Annotated in this window: 21 protein-coding genes; 5 read left to right on the top strand and 16 right to left on the bottom strand. The window is 23.2% G+C overall.

Annotated elements, in window-relative coordinates; translation table 11 throughout:
* Positions 1-11: 11 nt before the first annotated feature.
* The 6 genes from CLTHE_RS04520 to CLTHE_RS04495 all read right to left on the bottom strand — a co-directional run bounded on the left by CLTHE_RS04520 (position 12) and on the right by CLTHE_RS04495 (position 8,288).
* A complete protein-coding gene (locus CLTHE_RS04520) occupies positions 12-1,922 on the bottom strand; it encodes a DUF2075 domain-containing protein (protein ID WP_080022189.1) in 1,911 nt (636 codons plus the stop codon).
* A gap of 120 nt (positions 1,923-2,042) precedes the next feature.
* Entirely contained in the window at positions 2,043-4,028 is a 1,986-nt protein-coding gene (locus tag CLTHE_RS04515; protein ID WP_080022188.1) for a hypothetical protein, read from the bottom strand.
* 126 nt (positions 4,029-4,154) lie between these two features.
* Positions 4,155-5,873 carry a YobI family P-loop NTPase gene (locus CLTHE_RS04510; RefSeq protein WP_080022187.1) on the bottom strand — a complete coding sequence of 573 codons (1,719 nt, stop codon included), beginning with the start codon at positions 5,871-5,873 and terminating at the stop codon, positions 4,155-4,157.
* A 119-nt stretch (positions 5,874-5,992) separates the two neighbouring features.
* Positions 5,993-6,760 carry a hypothetical protein gene (locus CLTHE_RS04505; protein ID WP_080022186.1) on the bottom strand — a complete coding sequence of 256 codons (768 nt, stop codon included), beginning with the start codon at positions 6,758-6,760 and terminating at the stop codon, positions 5,993-5,995.
* Entirely contained in the window at positions 6,757-7,248 is a 492-nt protein-coding gene (locus CLTHE_RS04500; protein WP_080022185.1) for a hypothetical protein, read from the bottom strand. Before CLTHE_RS04500 ends, CLTHE_RS04505 begins: the two co-directional genes overlap by 4 nt.
* Before the next feature lie 284 nt (positions 7,249-7,532).
* Positions 7,533-8,288: an SHOCT domain-containing protein gene (locus CLTHE_RS04495; protein ID WP_080022184.1), complete on the bottom strand. Its 756-nt coding sequence runs from the start codon at positions 8,286-8,288 to the stop codon at positions 7,533-7,535.
* A gap of 299 nt (positions 8,289-8,587) precedes the next feature.
* Between CLTHE_RS04495 and CLTHE_RS04490 the strand changes: the two genes are divergently transcribed.
* From CLTHE_RS04490 to CLTHE_RS04480, 3 genes are all read left to right on the top strand, one after another.
* Complete coding sequence (locus tag CLTHE_RS04490; RefSeq protein WP_080022183.1) at positions 8,588-8,932, top strand: hypothetical protein; 345 nt, start codon at positions 8,588-8,590, stop codon at positions 8,930-8,932.
* A gap of 526 nt (positions 8,933-9,458) precedes the next feature.
* Positions 9,459-10,142 (top strand): TetR/AcrR family transcriptional regulator, encoded by a 684-nt coding sequence (locus CLTHE_RS04485; RefSeq protein WP_080022182.1) that lies wholly within the window; start codon positions 9,459-9,461, stop codon positions 10,140-10,142.
* A gap of 34 nt (positions 10,143-10,176) precedes the next feature.
* Positions 10,177-10,773 carry a nitroreductase family protein gene (locus tag CLTHE_RS04480; RefSeq protein ID WP_080022181.1) on the top strand — a complete coding sequence of 199 codons (597 nt, stop codon included), beginning with the start codon at positions 10,177-10,179 and terminating at the stop codon, positions 10,771-10,773.
* A 128-nt stretch (positions 10,774-10,901) separates the two neighbouring features.
* On the opposite strand, the gene CLTHE_RS04475 is transcribed toward CLTHE_RS04480, so the two are convergent.
* A complete protein-coding gene (locus tag CLTHE_RS04475) occupies positions 10,902-12,170 on the bottom strand; it encodes a replicative DNA helicase (protein ID WP_242945615.1) in 1,269 nt (422 codons plus the stop codon).
* Between the two features lie 102 nt (positions 12,171-12,272).
* A complete protein-coding gene (locus CLTHE_RS04470) occupies positions 12,273-13,058 on the bottom strand; it encodes a conserved phage C-terminal domain-containing protein (RefSeq protein WP_080022179.1) in 786 nt (261 codons plus the stop codon).
* A 277-nt stretch (positions 13,059-13,335) separates the two neighbouring features.
* Between CLTHE_RS04470 and CLTHE_RS04465 the strand changes: the two genes are divergently transcribed.
* Complete coding sequence (locus CLTHE_RS04465; RefSeq protein ID WP_080022178.1) at positions 13,336-14,226, top strand: 5'-nucleotidase, lipoprotein e(P4) family; 891 nt, start codon at positions 13,336-13,338, stop codon at positions 14,224-14,226.
* A 150-nt stretch (positions 14,227-14,376) separates the two neighbouring features.
* Here the strand turns inward: CLTHE_RS04465 and CLTHE_RS04460 are convergent, their stop codons facing one another.
* The 8 genes from CLTHE_RS04460 to CLTHE_RS04435 all read right to left on the bottom strand — a co-directional run bounded on the left by CLTHE_RS04460 (position 14,377) and on the right by CLTHE_RS04435 (position 20,426).
* The gene (locus tag CLTHE_RS04460; protein ID WP_080022177.1) at positions 14,377-15,663 is read right to left on the bottom strand and encodes a GHKL domain-containing protein; all 1,287 of its coding nucleotides are present in this window, start codon (positions 15,661-15,663) and stop codon (positions 14,377-14,379) included.
* Positions 15,664-15,666: 3 nt separating this feature from the next.
* Positions 15,667-15,804 (bottom strand): hypothetical protein, encoded by a 138-nt coding sequence (locus CLTHE_RS16650; protein WP_158082659.1) that lies wholly within the window; start codon positions 15,802-15,804, stop codon positions 15,667-15,669.
* Between the two features lie 34 nt (positions 15,805-15,838).
* On the bottom strand, positions 15,839-16,381 hold the full coding sequence (locus CLTHE_RS04455; RefSeq protein WP_158082658.1) for an accessory gene regulator B family protein: 543 nt from the start codon (positions 16,379-16,381) through the stop codon (positions 15,839-15,841).
* Between the two features lie 161 nt (positions 16,382-16,542).
* Positions 16,543-17,268 carry a LytR/AlgR family response regulator transcription factor gene (locus tag CLTHE_RS04450; protein ID WP_080022175.1) on the bottom strand — a complete coding sequence of 242 codons (726 nt, stop codon included), beginning with the start codon at positions 17,266-17,268 and terminating at the stop codon, positions 16,543-16,545.
* A 124-nt stretch (positions 17,269-17,392) separates the two neighbouring features.
* Positions 17,393-17,554, bottom strand: a complete 162-nt coding sequence (locus CLTHE_RS16645; RefSeq protein WP_158082657.1) for a hypothetical protein — start codon at positions 17,552-17,554, stop codon at positions 17,393-17,395.
* Positions 17,555-17,565: 11 nt separating this feature from the next.
* Positions 17,566-18,171 (bottom strand): hypothetical protein, encoded by a 606-nt coding sequence (locus CLTHE_RS04445; RefSeq protein ID WP_080022174.1) that lies wholly within the window; start codon positions 18,169-18,171, stop codon positions 17,566-17,568.
* Positions 18,152-19,036: an ABC transporter ATP-binding protein gene (locus CLTHE_RS04440; protein WP_080022173.1), complete on the bottom strand. Its 885-nt coding sequence runs from the start codon at positions 19,034-19,036 to the stop codon at positions 18,152-18,154. Before CLTHE_RS04440 ends, CLTHE_RS04445 begins: the two co-directional genes overlap by 20 nt.
* 235 nt (positions 19,037-19,271) lie before the next feature.
* Positions 19,272-20,426 (bottom strand): SulP family inorganic anion transporter, encoded by a 1,155-nt coding sequence (locus CLTHE_RS04435; protein WP_080022172.1) that lies wholly within the window; start codon positions 20,424-20,426, stop codon positions 19,272-19,274.
* A 389-nt stretch (positions 20,427-20,815) separates the two neighbouring features.
* Between CLTHE_RS04435 and CLTHE_RS04430 the strand changes: the two genes are divergently transcribed.
* Entirely contained in the window at positions 20,816-21,412 is a 597-nt protein-coding gene (locus CLTHE_RS04430; protein WP_080022171.1) for a GNAT family N-acetyltransferase, read from the top strand.
* Positions 21,413-21,462: the final 50 nt, after the last annotated feature.

The following is a 21,462-nucleotide window of genomic DNA, read 5'->3' as shown; positions in this document are numbered from 1 at the left end:
TTTTTTCTCCTTTAAGCATGTGCTAAAACTTCTATATCTTTATTCTCTACAAACTCTGAAACTTTTTCTATTCTATCTTTTAAATATTTACTTAGATTTTTGTCTTCACAATATATATAGCAACCTTTCATTCCTCTAGTCATAAGAGTTTTATATGTGTTTTTTATTATTTCATCTGCTATTTTTAAAGCTTTTTCTGGATTTTCTTTATACATATTTTTAATTCCAATTATAGTTTTATCTCTTTTTGCTCTTTTATTAAAATCAGTTAATATTCTACCATTTTCATATCTTAAATCTTCACCTATTATAAGCCCTATATAGTCAAACTCTAATCCTTGTGATGTATGTATGCACCCAACTTGATTAACTGAGTTTTCATCTATTGCCCATGTTTTAGATGAATTTAAATTCCATTTCATTTTAAAATCTTCAATTTCTATATCATAAGCTGATAAATCCTTTTTACTTTTCCATTCCCAACAATATCCTGCTAACATTCTTGATTTGTTATTTATTTTATTTTTTTCTTTTATTATTTCATATATTTCTTTTGGGCTATCCTTTATTTCTATATCATAATCAAATTCAAATCCATCAAAATTTCCTGTTTCATCTATCTCTAAAACATCATCTATCCAATTTAAATAACTATCTGAACCATTACATCTAAATTGAGAAGTTAATTTTAATTTTTTTATCTTAGCTCCATAATAATTAGCGTGTTCTTCTATTTCAGAAACACTTCCTATATCATCAATACTAACTCTTTGTTTTTCATCTATAAAAAATACTGACACTTTTGATGAATTTATTATTTCTTTTATTTGATTTTCACCTTTATTTTTATAAAGTCCTGATTTTCTCATTAATCTATGAGATTCATCAACTAACACTACATCTAATTCATTCGTATCTAAATCAATAAATGAACCTGAACCTTTGAATAAATTTTTTATATATTTACTCGTATACCTTCCCTTTAATTTCTTCTCATATACTTCTCTTGGTGCAGAATTTTTAGTTACATAATAAGCTAAAAGATTTTCATTTAATAGTTTTACTAATAAATTTATTGCAAGTACAGTTTTTCCTGTTCCTGGACCACCTTCAATTATATAAACTAATTTTTTATCATTTAGCATATATTTTTTTGAGTTTCTCTTTATATCCTCATACACAACCTTTTGGTCATCTATCATTTTAAATTCTTCATTACCATCTAACATTAAAACTAATGCATCTTGGAGAGATTTTGAAGGTCTTATCTTTCCATTTTCTATTTCATAAAGTGCTGTCCCATTATCTCCTTTTTTAACAAACTTAGATATAAATTCTCTAAGCTTCATAGCTTCACCTTTTCTATAAACTGGTGCTTTCTCTAAATAATCTTTGTATTCATCATCTAATATAGGATCATCTTCATGAACTTTAATATAATTATGTAAATAAGCACATGGATGTAATATTATTTTTCCTTCTTGAGCTGATTCATTATAATCTTCAATTAAAGCTGCATATGTCCATGCTTGATATGAAGGATGAACAGTTTTTCTTTTAGAATTACCAAGAAAAGTTTTTACTAATCCATCTTCATCTTTTACTTTCTCAACCTTCTCCCATTGTTTAAGCTCTACTATTACTACATTTTCCTTATCATTTTCATCTAATCCGGATATTAAGAAATCTATTCTTTTAGCACTTGCTGGTATTCTATACTCTATGGCTATTGTACAATCATCTGATATTTCATTTGTATTTAAAACCTTATATAAATATTGCATAGAATTATCCCAAGATTTAAACTCTTTATAATTAGATTTACCTATTTTATCTCTATAAAATTCATCAATAGCACAAGCTATATAATCATTTTCTACATGATCCATGAATTCTTTTTTATTTGAACTGTATACTATCATTTTATTCCCCCATAAATATTAGATTATATTCCAAATTAATCCTGTATTTATTTTAACATAAATATCGTTAATCATTATAAAAATAAAAACTACAGTATTTTATTTACTGTAGTTTTTTTACTAAACACTTATTAATTCATTAGTTTTTCTTTTTCCATATACTTTATAGTAACCTTCTATCTCATCATAACTTGATATCAATTCTTTTTCTTTCAATATATCTAATATATTCTTATTAATATTATTAACTTCTACTTTAGGCTTTCCACCACTAAGTGCTCTTTTATATTCTTGAATATTTAATCTTTTAATCATTTCAATTATTTCAGTATTATTCTTATGTGAAATAGTATTTGATAATACTTCTAATTTATTTTCTTGTTCTATAAATTCACATCCCATATAATCTAATAAAATTGTAAAATCAATATTTCTAAAGTTAATATATACTCTAAATTTATCTACCTTTTTCAATATTTCTCCTTTAATTTTATTATTATCTAAATTTTTATAATTTGAAATTATATATTCTAAATCATTATCTGAGAATTTATTTTTAATTATATAACATTTAATCTTATCATCTATATTTTTTAAATTTTCTAAAGATATATTATCATCATATAAATCTATAAGCTTTTCTTTTTCTTCATATTTAATATCTTTATTTTCTAATAATGAAATCATATTTTCTTCATAAAATTCTATAGTCTTATTTTCTATTAATTTAGTATACTCTTCTAAATTATTATAGATAAAATAATTTATGAGATCTAAATTATCATCTTTATAGTGCTCATAAATATTTTTAAAAGTATTTTCTTCCATTATTATAATTTTATTTTCAATTAAAACTTTTATTTTTTCTTCATCTAATAAGTCAAAGTCTTCAAATTTTTCCCAACGCCAATCTACTTTTTTACATATTTTATTATATACATTTATATTAATTTCATTATTTAGTAAAATTTTCTCTTCTAAATCACCTTTATTTTCTAACTTATTATCAATACTAAATATATCTTCATTTATTTTAAAAGAATTTATATAATTTATAATATTACTTGTTAGATTTTTTTCATTTATATATTTTAATGCATTGCTATATAATTTTAATATATTATTATTTTCTATAGTCTTATCCCAAAGTTCTATACCTATATCTTCTATGTTTTTTATCTCAAAAGAACTTATCTCTATAAATTTTAGCTTATTCTCCAATTTTGCATCTGAATTTAGAATATTTAATACCTCTGATAGATCATTTCTTAATTTTAGATTTTTTAAATTATCATACTTTATATTGAATATCGATTCTAAATAACTATCTATATCTGAATCTACATAATCTAAAACTTTTTTAAGCTTATCTACATTATTTAATATACTATAATTTTTTTCGTAAACTTTATTCTCTTGATATTCTATATCAAATTTATTTATTAGATACATTATATTTTCAATATTTAATTCATATAATCTATTTTCAATTATTTCAAAAATTAAATTCTCTGATATATCTCCATTTATATTTTTAAGGTTTATTAATTTTATATCCAACAACTTCAAAGTATTTATTAATTTAGATTCATCACATTCACTTATCTCGAAAAATATATCTTTATAATTATCTAAATACTCTTTCAATATTTCTTTATTACTTTTTAAATTAGATTCATTTGTATATTTTAATAGAATTATATTTATATATTTTTTTATACACTCATAAGTAATTTGGCTTGAATTTATAATCTTTCTAAAGTTATCTGTAACTATCTCATTTATTTTCAATATAAATTTTTCAAATAAATCTAGTTTTAATGTATTATATTCAAAATATCCATTTATAAAATCAAGTTTATTTTTAATAAATAATGTTTGTATCAACTTCTCTAACTCTAAATTTCTATTATCAGATGTTAAAATTTCATCTAAAAGATAATAATTTAATATGTTTGTTCTAGTATAATCTTCTATAGAAAACTCTTCTAATATTATTTTAGGTTTTTTTAGCTCATAAGAATACTCTAGATTTTCTCCTTGTATTACTGACATCACAAAACTTTTATCTTTTCTATCTAAATAATTTTCATATAAAAGCCCCATATATTCTAAATAAAACTCATCTATATATCTATTTACAATTAAAAATCTTATTAAGTCTAGATCTTTAACTTCTATATTCCCTCTAGTTTCTAAATCAAAAGCATCCTTTATATCTTTAATGATATCTTATAATTTTAATTTTTTAATATCATTAATTTTCTTATTTAGCTCATCTATTTCTTTATTTAATTCTATAATTCTATCACTTTTCTTTTTATTTTGCTCTCCAATTGCTTCTTTTCTTTTTTTAAATTCTTCATTTTCCTCTAACCTTTCAAATATTACTCTCTTAGTTTCATTATTTGAACCAAAACTAGTATAACTATTATAATTATTATACTTATATAAGAACTCTTGCCTTTCATCACTTTTCAAAATTTCTTCAGCTATACTTCTATTATTACTCATATCGCTTACATCATATAATCTATTTCCATTCATAAATATAGCTACTAATTCTGGTAGTGAATTTTCTATTGAATTATTTAATATACTTATTTTATTTTTATTAATATTTATTTCTTTATTTAAATAATTAATTTTATCATTTATATATTTCTCTTTGTTTCTAAATATATTATATACATATCCTTCATTTTTCTGTAATCCTGCGAAATCTTTTGGACAGAAATTTTTATATGTTATTAATGCAAGTAAATTTTCTTTTTTTAAATTTCTTTCTGAAGGATTTATTTTACATTCATATATTTTATATTCATTATATATATTATTCATTAGTCTCATATCATCTATATAATACGATAATTTTCTTATAAAGCTTTTCTTAATATCTTTATCAAATAATTTCATCATTTTATCTCTAGAATTATTGCTATCAATAACAGGAACTATTGGTATTATAAATTCAAAAAATTTTGTTCTATCCATACTTTTAAACATATCATCTCGTATTAAATATATAAATTTTATTGGTTTATATTCAGAATTATTAATAAATTTCTTATTTAAAATAAAATTTATTTCCCTAAGTTTAGAAAATATAGTTATATCATTGTATCTATCTAAATCTTCAAATATGATTGCATTTACATTAGAACTTTTAAGTACATATATAAATTCATCTAAATTTTTATCTAATACAGAATCCGTATCTTTATCAAATAATTCAATTTCATTACCTTTATAATTTATCTTTTTTACTTGTCCACTAAAAAATATATCTTTAAATATATAGTTTATTAACCTAAGTAATATAATAGTACTAAAAATAATAGCAACTATTAATATAAAGCTTCTTATTCTTTCAAATAAAATATTATTACTAGATTCTTTTAAATTTAGTAACCCACATATAGTTTTAAATATGAAATTTTCTTTCCATAAAAATATTAAAGTTGGCACTAAAATAAAAATTGTATTTATATAATTTTTGAATTTTAATTTTTTTTCATCTATTTTTTTTAATTTAAAATCTGTATATTCAATATCATTAGGATCTATTTGATGTATTATTTGATTTATTATATGTGATTCAACCCTTTTTATTGGATTTTTTTCATCAATAGTACCTTTTACTTCTGTTCCAATTTCTATATTTTTAGAATTAATATTATTTTGATTTTCTTCTTTTAATTTATTTTTATTATCATTGTCTATTATACTATCATTAAAATTAGCTAATGATACATGTATGCATTTATATTTTTTCTTTTTTTCATATGTATTAAATACACTACTTTTTCCAGCTCCATAAACACCCGTTATAGCAATATTTTTTATATCGTCATTTTTAAAAGCGAAATCTAAAGCTTCTTTATAACCATTAATATTATCAACTTTTTGTGGTGATAAGCTTTTAAATTCGAAATTTTTATTATCATCCATTAATATGTATATCCCCCTTATATTTATAATTTAAAATTTACCATCATATACTAATTTTAATATAAAGTAATCAATAAAAAAAGAAGCCCTATTTATATTGACTTCCTTTTTGTTTTTATCTATTTATATATATTTATATACTTTTTATACCATTCAGTGCTCCATTCATTTTTATTACATAACTTTAATAAACTATCTTCATCTTCTATATTCATTCTAGTTATTTCATCATGTGTTTTTTTATTTACTACTAAACCATTATTTATATCTAATGCTAAATTAGGATATGAAGCTTTGGATCTTATATGTGAAAATTCTGCATCTTTCCTCAATGTATCTCCTGTAAGTTCATCTTTCTTTAACTTATATTTTTTAATTCTTTTCTTTTTTAATTTTTTTAATTCTTTATCATAATTAGATTCTTTTTCTATTCTCTTTAACTCCAATTTGTCGCAATCTCTCAAATTCCTTAATGCTTCTTCTGATTTTCTTAAATAAATTCTTTTTTTATAATCTTTTGAAATTTCAATTTCTTTATTTATTAATCTTAATAATTCACCAATCGATATATACCTAACATCTATTATTTTTCCATCTATCGTAGTTTTTTTTATAATATGAAATTCATCATCTTCAATATTAGATATTATATTTTTAAGATGTACTTGTGCATTACATCTTAGCAATATACTTAATCCTTCCTCAGATATATAAATTGATAAATCTTTTTTTATTAAACAATTTTTACATGAATTATATATCCTAGTCAAAGTTCCTTTATCTTCATTATTTTCAATTATCGGTCTTTTAAAATCTAAATTTTCTCCAGAATATATGAACTCTTCTGGCAATTTATCTCCAATATATTTAGTAATACTTTTTATCATTTAATAACCAACTCATATAATTGCTCTAATTTAATTACAGCTTCATCCGCTTTAGGATTTTTTGATATGTCCGGATGTATCTTCTGTAATATTTGATTTCTCCATTTTTTAGCTAAATTTTTATCTGCAAAAATCTCTTCATTTAGTCCAATTTTTTTATTTCTAGCTTTCCCACTCAATTCTAAAATATAGAATATTAATTCATCAGATTTGCTTTTAAAGTAATTATTTCCATATAAACTATTTGCATCATTTTCTGCTTTATAAAATATCTCTTTTAATATACAAATTTTTTCAAATAAAACATTCCAATCTTTAGCTGCCATATTAATAACATTCTTACTACTAATAGAATATCTATTAGTATCTTTAATAATATTATCAATATCTCTTCTTATATCATCTTTTAATTTGTTAAATTTATATTTTCCATATTTCTGTGAATATTTAATAAGTTCTTCTTTACTTTCAACATTCAACCATTCCATAAATAACTCCTCTAACTTAATTACATAACATTATATAAAAAAAACTTATATAATATACGTATTTAATTCTATCTTATGACTAATTTTTTTTAATTAACCAAATCATATAATAAATTAAATTTTTTACTCTCTTTAAACAAAGTTTTAAAAATGTAAAAACTGTATTGACCAATTTAATCAATAAACTTATACCTTAAAATCCTTTTACTTTAAATCATTTAATAAAAAAAGGACTTTAGATGATCATTACATCTAAAATCCTTTTTATTCCAATTTCCTCTTATTTAATTTAATAACTTTTCTTTTTGCTTATTAAATTCTTCTTGTGTAAGTATTCCTTCATCTAATAATGTTTTTAATTTAATAAGTTCATCAGCTACTGATATTTTAGCTTGTCCAACTTCTTCTGGCTTAGTGCTGTAATCTTTAGAAGTAACTACCTTTAATCTAGATAATATTTCTTGTGCAGTTTTAGCAGAATTTTTATATATTAAAGAATCCTTTTTAGTTTCTTTCTGTAAAAGTGTAATAAATACAATTGGGTCTTTAATATCATTAGTAGTTATTTTTATCTTAACAGATTTTACAGTGTGCTTACTCTTTTTCTTTCCTGTCACACCACCAACTATTGCTCCAACTCCACCAAATAGAACTCCTCCAGCTACAGCTCTACCTAGTCCCCCTTTTGTTACAATTGTTTCTCCATCTTCTATTAACTCAAAATCTAAAATATCAGAATATTTTATAAATCTATGCTCTGATTTCATATTAGGAACATATACTTCATTAGTAATATCACTAAAAGATATGTAGTTTCCTACTTTTGCAGTTTCTTTGAAATTATCCATCTTAGAATTAAATTTTTCTAACTTTATCTTTAGCTCTTCTCCTGTTGTATTGAAAGGATTAATTACTAAACCTTTTAATCTAGCTGCTTTAAAACAATCAGGACATAAATATCCATTTTTGCATTTAAATTTATTAAATCCTGTAGTTTTTCCACAACAACTACATGTTTCTTTTAAGCTAAATAATCCCATTATTATTTCCCCCTAATCATCTTTTGTACAAATAGTTTTTTATCAGCATTATTAATTTTACGAACAGATTGTATCATATTAACTATTTTTTAACAATATTTTTTCCTTTATCTATTCATATTTCAAATTAATTCTATATAAAATTAATTTTATTTTTATTCTCCATACATATAGAATTTTTATTATAAATCCTAAACTAAAATTTCCCCCATATATTTTAAGAAAATATTCCCTTTTAATACATTTTCTATTCACCACTCTATGTAATAATTTTATTTAAAAAAGGGGGCTTTTTTATTATGAATTTCTTTGAATATTACAATTTAAAAAAAGCTAAAAAAAGATTAGCACTTATTAAATATTTATATAAAAGTGTTCAATCAAAATATCCAATCATAGAGGATTCTGATATTGAAGAAAAGGAAACTATATTAAATGCTTTAATTTCGCTTTCTGAAAAATTAGAAGAAAAAATAAATGAATTTGAAAATAATTTAATCTCTTATCAATGTTTCAAAGATATTTGTGAAGAATACGAATATGAATATGACAAACTAACTTATCAATATCCTGTATTAGATGCTTTTGTTAGCATAATACGTTCCTACAATCTTAAAAGTGCGCTTCATAATCCAGGCTTTTAATAAAATTTAATCTAACAAATATGTTTTATAATTAAATATTTTTACATAGCAAATGCTTTGTTTTAATAAAATTGATTAAAAAAGATGCCAAGCCTTATCAAGCTTAGCACCTTTTACTTTCACATTCGCTTTTACTCCCATTAATTATTTTTCTTCCTAAGCATTTACTACTTCTAGTTTTTTATCATAAAAATATGTTGCTGTTTTTATTCCTTTTGTTAATATTGATGTACTTTTTTGATTATCATATCCTAATACAAATTTGAATACGAATCCCCAAAATGCTCCTAAGCATGTTTTATCAAAGTCTGTTAAATTACTAAAGTCTTCATCACAAGTAAGTAAAAATAGTTTAATTCCCTCTTATGACTAATTTTCTTAAATTAATCAAATCATATAATAAATTAATTTTTTTATTCTCTTTAAACAAAGTTTTAAAAATTTAAAAACTATATTGACCATTTCGGTCAACAGACTTATACTTTAATTAACCGATTCGGTCAAAACATATTTTAGGGGTCAAGTGATGAAAGATAAATTTTTTAATATTCCTTTAGAAAAACAAAATAAAATCATAAATTCTGCTTTAGCTGAATTTGCAAAGAATGGCTATACTAAGACATCAATTAATGATATTGCTAAAAGTGCAGATGTATCAAAAGCTTCTTTGTTTTACTATTTTAATACTAAAAAAGAGTTATATTTATATCTTTATGAATATTGTTATGACTGTTATATGAAAGAAATAGAAAAGATGCTTCATTCTGAAACTAAAGATTTCTTCGAGTTATTTTTAGAGCATCAACACAGAAGAATTAATTTAATGAAAAGACATCCTGAAATGTTTTTATTTTTAAATGAATCTGATGCTAATGAAAATGAGGATTTATTAAATGAAGTTGATATAAATAAATTAATAAATAGGCATCCTGAGATTTTTTCTATAACTAATGGTTTTAATTCTAATGATGATAAGGAGTTAAATCCTGAATTAAAAAGATTAAGAAAAAACTTTGTTGATAAGCTTATAACTTCTATCATTAATAAATCTGATATGAGTAAATTTAAAGAAGATGTTGATATTAATATACTTTTAGATATTATGAAGTGGGTTACAAATGGTTATATGCGTAAAATCATAAACCATGAACCTATAGATACAGAACTAGATGACTATGTATTATTTTTAAAGAAAAATCTTTATAAGTAATAAAAAATTTTACAAAAGAAAAGGAGAATTGGATATGAATCAAGTAATAGAAAATATATTAAATAGAAGAAGTACAAGAATATTTACTGAAGAAAAAGTAGATGTAGAAATATTAAAAGAAATAGTTAAAGCTGGTCTTCATGCACCTAGCAGTAAAAACAAACAATTATGGCACTTTACTGTAATTCAAAACAAAGATGTATTAAAACAATTAAATGAAGATACTAAAAATGCTGTTAAAAAGTATGCTCCTGAAAAAATTTCTGATGAAAAAATGTTAAAAACTTTTATCTCTAGAGCAAATAATGATGCTTTTGATACTTTTTATAATGCACCAGTAGCTATTTTAATATCAAAGGATACAACTGATATAACTAGTCAAGATGACTGTGCAATAGCTTCACAAAACTTAATGTTAGCTGCTGAATCTTTTGGTTTAGGTTCTTGTTGGGCAAGTTTTGTAAAGAACTTATTTAACTTTGATAAAGAAAAAGCGAAAGAATACTGTGAAAAATTCCAAATCCCAGAAAATTATATTCCAACTCATGCTGTAATAATAGGACATAAGAAAAATGCAAGTCCTAAAGCATCAGCTAGAAGAGAAAACACTGTAACATACATATTAGATTAATAAAAAAAGTGGACAGTTTATACTTGTCCACTTTTTCATAATATTTTAAGTTAAAATCCTAATAGAATTTTTAATAATTTTATTTTAAATAAAAAATCCTAATTAAACCTTTATCAATCAATTTATTTTTAAGCAATCTTTTGAAACTCTCCATAAAACTTAAATTTAACTATTCCATCTTTTCCATTTCTATTTTTAGCAACTATAAGTTCTATTTCTTCCTCTGTTACTTCTTTATTATAATAACTATCTCTATAAGTAAAAATAACTACATCTGCATCTTGCTCTATACTTCCACTATCTCTTAAATCTGAAAGCATTGGTCTTTTGTCCATTCTTCCTTCTACATTTCTTGAAAGTTGGCAAAGTAAAATTATATTTATATCTAGCTTTTTTGCTAGAATTTTTAATCCTCTAGTTATTTCTCCAACTGCATTTGCTCTTGTATCTTTTATTTTCATTTCCATAAGTCCTAAATAATCTATTATAAGCACATCTAAACCTTTTGTTTCTTTTAAAACTTTTGCTCTAGACATTATAGACATTAATGTTTGATGATAACTACAATCTGTATAGACATTTCCTCTCTTTGCTAAAAGGTTGTATTCATTTGTTATTTTAATAAATTCTTCTTCTGTTAATCTTCCATTTTGAATTGCTATGCTTTTTGTATTTGTTCTGTAAGCTAGTCTTCTCATTCCTATTGCTTCTTCTGTCATTTCTAATTCATTTAATAAAACCTTATATCCTCTATCAGCTAGTCCATCCATAATATTTAAAGCTGTTACTGTTTTTCCCATTGCTGGTCTTCCTGCAAGAATTACAAGCTCTCCTTTTTTAAGTCCATTTAAAAGTCTATCTAAAGATTTATAGCCTGTTTCCATTCCTAAAACTTCTCCACCTTTATTAAATCTATTTTCTATTTCTTCTAAAGTTTTAAACATTAAATCTTTATCATCTAAAATATTTCTTTTTATTTCATTTTCGTTTTCTAGCCCCTTATATATTCTTGTTTTTATTGAGTTTAAATCTTCTTCTCCTTTTAAAAGAGCTTCTAAGCTTTTCTCTAAACTTAATTTTAATTTTCTTTTTAAGCTGCACTCTTTTATTATTTCTAAATAAGACTTTACATCTAAATTTCTTCCACCTTCAATAAGGCTTGAAATATAGCTTATTCCACCAACTTCTATTATTTTTTCTTTCCCAATATAATTTGCTATATTTATTAAATTCACTCTTTTTCCAACAGCATAAAGCTCTTTCATCTTTCTAAATAAAATTTTGTGCCTTTCTAAATAAAAATCTCCTTCAGTTATCTCATCTAAACAATTTGGTAAATTTTTATCATCATTTAAAATTGCTCCTAAAACCTCTATTTCTGCTTCTATATTCTTCATAATTTAACCCCTCACTAAAGCTTGTCCACGCCCTTTTTAATTTCAAATCACTTAAAGATTATCTACTCTTTTAAATTTTACTAACCCCTAATTTTCTTAACTTTAATCATCCCAATCACTTAAATCAGCTTCTTTATAAACACTCTTATAAACTGTCTTTTTCTTTGTTTCAACTTGATTTAAATACTCTTCAAAATTTGATTTTCTAAAAAGTGTTGAAGGTCTTAAATATTTTTCATAAGGAGTTCCTGACCAATCTTTTTTCTTTTTGTTTATAACAGTCTTAAAGTCCTCTAAAGTAAATCCTTCCTCAACTAAAGCTCCAATTTTGTTTAAAGATTCTTTTGAATTTTCTCTGTATTTAGTTTTTAAAGCTAAGTTTAAATAATTTATAACCTCTCTTGCAAAATCTTTTTTGTATTTATTTTTTTTATTATTATGTTTTTTATTATTATTATTTGTTCCGATATTTAAATCGCAATCACCTGTTTCTATATTATTACCCTTCTTTTCTTTTGAATCGGTTGCTTTTTTGCATGCTAAATCTAACCTTTCGTTATAAACAAAAAGTTTATCTAAAAGATTTGTTTTATTATAAAAAGTAAAAGTTCCATTTTCTTTAACTAGCTTATATGTTAAAAGCCCTTTATCAACTAATTTCTTTAATCTTCTTCTAACAGAATCATTTGTTTTTATATCTAACATTGGATATGCCTCTAAAATAGCTTTTGTCTTAACCCAATAAAATTCTTTTCCATCAATCTCTCTTTTAATTAAAGCATTACTTTCAATTAAATCTTTTACTGCTCTTAAAATAATTACATCCTTTAATTCTAATCCCATCTTTAATGCTTTTTCTTGGTCAAACCCTAAAATACTTTTTTTCATAATAATATTCCCTCCTAAATTATCTATCTACATAATAAGTATTCAGAAAATTAAATTTGGGATAAAATTTTTGAAAAATTTTTTTATTTTTTTTTATAAAAAATTTTTTTTGATATATTTTTGTGGACAATCATAGAAAATATAACTAACCAATATTTATATAATTTAATTTAATCTTAATTTCTCTTCACATGAAATTCACATGAACTTCACTTTAATTCCTTTTTATATTGATAAAATCTCATTAACATAAATTTAAACTAAGGAGACTTTTAAAGTGCATAAGAAAAAAAGAGTATTTACTGGTTTAATTATATTTTTAACCGGTGCTATAATTAGTGCTTTAATTACGGGAGCTACTTTTTATTACATATATACTAAAAAATTAAATACTTATAAAAATACAGTTAATAAAAACCAATTAGGAAATTATATGAAAGCTGCTTACAATTGGCTTGAAAATAGTGGCGAAGCAGAATCATTAGAATATCAAGCTTATAATGCAGCAACAGCAAGTTTATCTAAAATGGTTCAAGAACCTAGTTCAAAACCTAAAGCAGTAATACTAGATTTAGATGAAACTTGTCTTAGTACAGCTCCATTCCAAGGTTATGAAATTCTAAATGATAATGACGGATTCCAATATTCAATATGGAATAAATGGGTTAATGAGAAAAAAGATACTGCTATTCCAGGTTCAGTTGAATTTACACAACAAGCAGCAAAAGATGGTGTTCAAGTATTCTATGTTTCTGGTAGATCACAAAATGAATTAAAACCTACTGTAGAAGAAATGACCAAGCTTGGATTTGCACAAGCAAATGAACCAGGACATGTTATATTATTACCTCCTGGTCAAAGTGGTAAACAACCAACTTTTGATGAAATTGAAAAAAATTATGATGTAGTTATGTTTGTTGGAGACCAGCTATCTGATATGGGAAATATATTCCATGGTAATAGTGCTGAAGAAAAACAACAAGTTACTGAATATAAAAATGATTGGGGTTCTAAATTTATAGCTATCCCAAATCCTATTTACGGTAACTACATTGGAGCATTAGATGATGATAAAAAATTAACTAATTCTCAACAAGTTGAAGTATTTAATAAAGGAATAGAAACCTTTAATCCAACAACTGGAAAAGTATATCACAATAAAGCATAAAAATAATACATATTATAAAATTTAATTAATAACATGTATTTAGAATTCTGTGAAAAAGTAAGGTATAAAAATATATCTTACTTTTTTTATAAAAAAATAAGTGAGCTAAAAAGCTCACTTATTTTGCACAATTTAATTTTGTAGTAAGAATTATATATCTTGTATTGTTATTATTTGAGTGAAGAATTCTTCACTTATTTGCGTATCTAAAATTATGTTATTAGCTTTACTAATACTTTCTTTTAATGTTGATAGACCGAGTCCTCTATCATTTCCTTTGGTTGAGTAAGATTGTTCATATATCTTCTTTACGTTGATATTTTTATGTTTATATGTGTTTTGAATAATAATTATCTTAGATTTTTCTTTTTTTATTAACGCTAAATTTATTTTTTTATAATTGCATTCTTCTGCCGCTTCTATGGCATTATCCATTAAAATTCCAATTCCTCTACAAGCTAATATTGTATCCCAACTTATAGATTCTATTTCTTCTAAAATTTCGATATCAATATTTATCCCCTTATTTTGAGCTTGTATTGTTTTTATTGTTAATATTCCCTTTATTTCTGTAGCCTTTACATTTTTTAAACTTGCTAGTTTTAAACTTTCATTTTCTAATGTATTGTTTAAAGGAGCTATTTTTTTATTAAAATAATCCTCTAATCCTTTCATATCTTCATCACATATATAGCCCGCAATTGATGAAAGGATATTTATATAATCATGCTTAAATTTTCTCATTTCTAAATAAGCATCTTCTGTTTCATTAATATAATTTTGCAGTGCTTTAAGCTCATTATCTTTTATTTTTAAATCTCTATCATTATAAAATCCTTTTATTCCAACAAATAAAGCTAGTATTACAATAAGAGACATCAATATAATTAGTATTGCATATTTTCCTGTAACTGTTAACGAATCAGATTGTAGACTATAAATATTGTAATAAACTATAGCACAAAACACTATAAAAATCGCTATAACACTGTTTATATACAAGTTATTTTCATTAAAATCTATATCTCTTATATTAACTATTTCAAATATAACTACACCTAATCCAAATATAAAAACACCCAAAACACTATAAGAAATTATAACCCCAAATATAGTATCAAATAATGATTGTTGTAAAGGAAGTGTCTCTAGGACACTTCCAACGAAGTAAGAACAAATAGATTGCATAATTATAGCAATAAGACTTACAAATAAGCTTTTTTTATAATTTTCATCAACCTTACCTATCAAGTATATCAATATCACTAAAATTGAAATGATACATGCTATTTGATTTATCTCATAAAATATAACACCTACTAATATTGTGATTATAATATTTTTAATATAATCAATTTTTTTTAGGTTTACAGCCTTAGATAAAAATATTAATAAATATATATATGCTACAGATACACTTACTTCAAAAATTCTCATTTTTTATTTTTCTTCTTTTTCTTCTAGTTCAATTTCATATCCAAAAAGGAATGGTGAATATGTTACTGGGTTATCGTCCACACTTTTTTCTGCAACCTTTGCAAATTTTGAACAAACTTTTTTTAATAAATCTTCTCTCATTTTCTAGTTCCCCCTAATAATTTTTTATTTTAATCTATGAATTTTTATTCATAGGTAAAATCGTAATTATAGCTAGTAAAAATCCCATGAAGATTAATGATATAACTTTTTTATCAAAAAATAAAGAGGCTAAGGCTAATAAATTCATATTTCTTAAAGTTATATTTCTTAATCTAATCCTCTTTTTACTATCTTTTATAGGATTTTTTTCAGTATCTCTAGGTGCATATTTATAAATTATAACATTAAAAACTATTAATGCTAAGAAATATACCCATATATTTAAATTTAACCTTAAAGCTATTATAGCTCCTAAGACTAATCCCCCAACAGAAAATACTGTACATCTAAAACTTGTTTTGGCGTGAATTCCTCCACCAGTTCTTCTGATAAAAGCAAATCCTATTAAAACTATTATTGTCGGAATAATTACATTAAGTAAGTATGCTGTTATAAATAAAACTATAAATTTACTTATGTTAATCAGCATAATTTCTATTCCAAGTCTAACTTTTGATATTGAATAAACTTCTTCATCTATAAATTTTTCAATATGCTTTATTATAAGCTTGGACAATTCGTGTGAATTAAATTTTTTAATATTAATTTCATCACCCCATTTACTTACCTTATGGCATAAGTATACATTATTTGTAGTTTTCTGTATAAATTTAATAATAAACGTCTAAATTTTTATAAAAAGTGTTGTTTTTATCTTTTTATATATTTTTTTGACTTTTATTTTTCTATAAGAGATTTCATTCCTCTAAAAGAAGCTAAACATACATCTCCATTACTCATATATACTAATCTTTTTTTCTTATCAATTTCTTTTATATTATCTTTATTTACTAAAAAAGAAGTATGGCATCTGCAAAAATTATAATCTGCTAGTTCTTTTTCTAATTCTTTCATTTTTCCATAGAACTCAACTTGTCTATTTTTACAATTTACTATTATTCTATGTATAGTTTGTGATGTTTCGAAATACAAAATATCTTTATACCTAATATTGACTATCTTATCTTCTGATTTTATGGAAAAAACCTCTGAGTTATTTTTATTAGAATATTTTTCATTTGCATAAGCTATACATTCTTCTACTTTTTCTCTTATGTTTTTATAATTATCTTTTATAATAAAATCCATAGCTTCAATTTTGTAAGCAAAAGTTAAATGACTCATTTCTGAATTTGTAGTAATAAACACAATAGAGCCATTAGGGTCTAATTTTCTTATTTTTTCAGCAAGTTGAATTCCATTTATATCTTTTTTTAAATCAATATCTAAGAAATATAAACCTAAGCATTTATTTTTACTTATGTCTTCTAATATCATATCTGGATCGTCTGTTACTAATCCAATTTCCATATCATAGTTTTCTATTATTATTGCATTATCAACAATCTTTTTTAACTTCTCTCTTTGATATATATCATCTTCACATAAATATACTCTAATCATTTTCCCCTCCTATTTTTAATAGTTTAATATAATTTTACCATATAATATAATATTTATTTTTAATACTAAAAATTTCTTTTTTAAAAAACCACTAGAATTAAAATCTAGTGGTTAAATTTACCCCTTATTTAATAAATATAGTCAAAATTACCAATACAATTAGTATTAAACTTATAGACAAAGCTTTAACCCCAATATCCTTTGCCTTTATAGTTCCTTTTTTATATCCAAAAGCTATACCTAATATCCCCAGTAATAAAAGCATTATATAAATAACTTTATACATTCGTATCCCCCTTAAATTATTTTTTCAATCTCGATTCTATTTATGAAAATATCAACTATAAAAAATGTAAAAATTGAAAGCCCCCCTAATGCAATTGCTAGCCCTAACCTTTCTATCGAAGTAAAAAGAATAACATAACATAGTGCAAATGCCATACTTACAATTTGAATAAGAATTACTTGGTCAGTTAAAAGTAATATTAAACAAAATATTTTAGAAAATACTAAATTTAAAAATGGCACTAATAAAAGTACAATATAAAAATCTTTAAAGTTATATCCCCTGTTTAGTATTAGTATTAATGAAAATAATAAAGAAATTAAAGTTGATATGATAAAAGAAATTATTGCTTTTGAATTTATTATTTGTATAAGACTATTTAATTGAAGCATCTTTTCAAAGCTTTTATTTTTCTTCTCTAACATCATTGAATCAAAAATTATATTTATGATAAAAGAACTTGAAGTTAAGCCTAAGATAAACCTTAAATCAAGTAAACTTTCTGTTCCTCTTAATATAATAAACATACTAATTAATGCTACAATTACAGCTAAAAATAAACATCTTTTTATATTAACTTTTAAAAATATAATTTCTTTATTTAATAGCTTCCTCATCTCTCAATTCACCTTTCCTAATATCCAAATAGATATCCTGAAGATTTTTACTTTCTCTTCTAATTTCAAATATTATTAAATTCATAGATTTAATAACATCTAAAATCAAATACATATCTACTTTCTCTTCATCAAATAATATATAATTTTTTTCTATAACAATTTCATTTATCTTATCTTTTATAAATTTTGATTTTTCAACACTTATATTTTCAGTAAATATAAGCTTTACTCTTTCATCAGAAAATTTGTTTTTTATTTCTTTTATAGAATTATTAATTTGTAATTCACCGTCTTTAATAAAAATAACTTTATCACAAATTTCTTCAATATCATTTAGATTATGAGAAGTTATTACAATTGTCTTATCCTTTGAATATTCTTTTAGAAAATTTAGTATATTAATCCGGGTTTCAATATCTAGATTTGCTGTTGGCTCATCTAAAACTAATAAATCTGGATTCATACTTACAGCTATTAAAAGTGCTGCTTTTTGTTTCATACCACTAGAAAGCTTTGAAACTTTTTTATCTATATAATCAAAAACTCCTATCCTCTTAGAAAAATATATTAAATCTTTTTCTTTTAATATCTTTAACCCTGTATAAGCTTCTATATTTTCCTTTACAGATAGTTCTTCATATAAGCCTTTACTAGATGGCATAAAGCCAATGTGCTTTACATTTTTCTTTAAAGTTCCATTTGAGATTTTATATATCCCCAAAATTACTCTTAGTAATGTTGTTTTTCCTGAACCTACAGGTCCAATTATTCCAAGTTTATCTCCCTTTCTAATCTCTAAATTTATATTTTTAAGTAAGTATTTATCTTTTATAGATTTATTAACAGACATAGCTTCTATCATACTATCACCTCACTTTTTATGTATTTTATTTAATTAAAAATATAAACTTCTAAAATAATTTGTTCTTCATTTTATATGCTACTCTCTAATCTCCTTAACAATACTCTTTTGTAAAAATACTATTCTTTTTAGTAAAAACCGTAAGATTTTTCTAAAAAATAAAAGCAGAAAGAGCCTTTTACTTCTTTCTGCTTTTATCTTTTAATTATTTTTTATATTAAATCAATTTAAATATCTATTTAACTATTCCTTCAGATTTTATAAATAATAAATTTATTAAAACTCCAACTACGACTCCTATGGCTAAGTTATCTGTAAATAATACAAGTATTACAACTATTATCATATTTATTGTATCTTGAATTTTAATATTTCTTATGTTTGTTATAGATTTAAAATTAAAAGTTGTTATAGATATCATTATCATAACTGCAACTACTGCTGCTATTGGAATTTTAGTTACATAGTCATTAAACACAAGAACTAATACAATTAATGAAAATCCTGCAAAGAATGTTGAAAGTCTTGTTTTAGCTCCTGATTTACTATTTATTATAGATTGCCCAACTAAAGCACATCCAGTCATTCCACCTAAAAGTCCTGATACGATATTTCCTATTCCTTGCCCTCTAGCCTCTTTATTTTTATCACTAGAATCACCAATTATGTCATCTAAAGTTTTTGCTGTAAGTAAACTTTCTATAGTTCCAACTAGTGCAAGAGATACTGCATAAGGAATTAACTCTATAAAAATTTTTAAGTTTAAATTATGTAATGTCATAAATTTAAATTCCATTCCACCATGCTCTATAGTTCCTAAGTTTGGAACATGCATTTTAAATATTAAAGCTACTGCTGTAACTGCTATTATACAAATTAAATTTGATGGAACTTTTTTTGTTATTAAAGGGAATAAATATATTATAAGTATTCCAATTATAACTAATATGTACATTTGATAAGATTGTCCGTAAAAAAACTTAAATTGCTCTTTAAAAAGAAGTATTCCTAAAGCATTTACGAATCCAAACATAACTGATTCAGGTATGTATTTTAATAATTTTCCTATTTTAAATATTCCAAAGAGTATTTGTATTATTCCTGCCATTACAGTTACTATCCCAATATATTCAACTCCATAATTTTTGCAAACTCCAACTAACACTAAAGCTACTGAACCTGCTGCTGCACTTATCATAGCTTTTCTTGAGCCAACTATGGATAACACAAAGGACATAAAAAATGTAGTATAAAAAGCTACACTAGGACTTAGTCCAACCATAATTGCAAATCCAGCTGTCTCTGGTATCATAGAAAGCCCTACTACAAAACTAGATAACAAATCTTTTTGTATATTAGACAGCCATTCATTTTTTATTTTTTCTATCATCATATCTCCTCCCAAAATAAATTATAAATATATTTTTATTAAATAACAGTAATTTATAATAGATTCTTATTAAATAAATGTTAATTATGATGTTACTTTTATTATATTTTCCTTTTATTTCATGATAATTTTATTTTTATTTCTTAAATCCCACTTTATAATGTGTAAATTATTTTTCTCTTTCTTTTCTACTCATATTAATATTTTCCTTTCCTATTCATATTAATGTTTAATATAATTTTCTATCCATTATCTTAGTTATTACTGAATCGTTTGTAACTAAATACAAAGTCATGTTAATATAATCTTAAATAAGAAAATTTTTAATTTTTATACAAGTTAGCTATTATTTAATTAGCTTATAAACAGGATTTTGAGAGGATAAAAATATGGATAATAAAAATACACCAACATTAGAAACAGAAAGATTAATATTAAGAAAGTTTACTAAAGATGATATAGAAGCTTTATTTGAAATCTATAAGGACGAGGAAGTAAATACTTATCTTCCATGGTTTCCTTTAAAATCATTAAAAGAAGCTGAAAACTTTTTTTATGAAAGATATACTAAAGCATATGAACTTGATAAAGGATATAGATATGCTATTTGTTTAAAAACAGATAACAAACCTATTGGTTATGTTAATGTAAGCATAGATGATAATCATGATTTAGGATATGGATTAAGAAAAGATTTTTGGCATAAAGGAATTGTAACAGAAGCAAGTAAAGCAGTTTTAGAGCAAGTAAAAAAAGATGGCTTTTTATATGTTACAGCTACACATGATGTAAAAAATCCTCGTAGTGGAGCTGTTATGAAACAATTAGGAATGAGCTATAAATACTCTTATGAAGAACAATGGCAACCTAAAGATATCCTAGTAACATTTAGAATGTATCAATTAAATTTTGATGGACAAGTTGATAGAGTTTATAAAAAATACTGGGATAATTCCGAAGTTAATTTTATAGAAAATAATATTTAATTTATACTTTATATAGTAGATTAATTTTTTACTAAAAAATCATTATATTG

The organism is Clostridium thermobutyricum DSM 4928 (assembly GCF_002050515.1).
GTDB classification, from domain to species: domain Bacteria; phylum Bacillota; class Clostridia; order Clostridiales; family Clostridiaceae; genus Clostridium; species Clostridium thermobutyricum.
The sequence above is the reverse complement of the archived record's forward strand: the minus strand, read 5'-3'. Positions and strand labels throughout refer to the sequence as shown.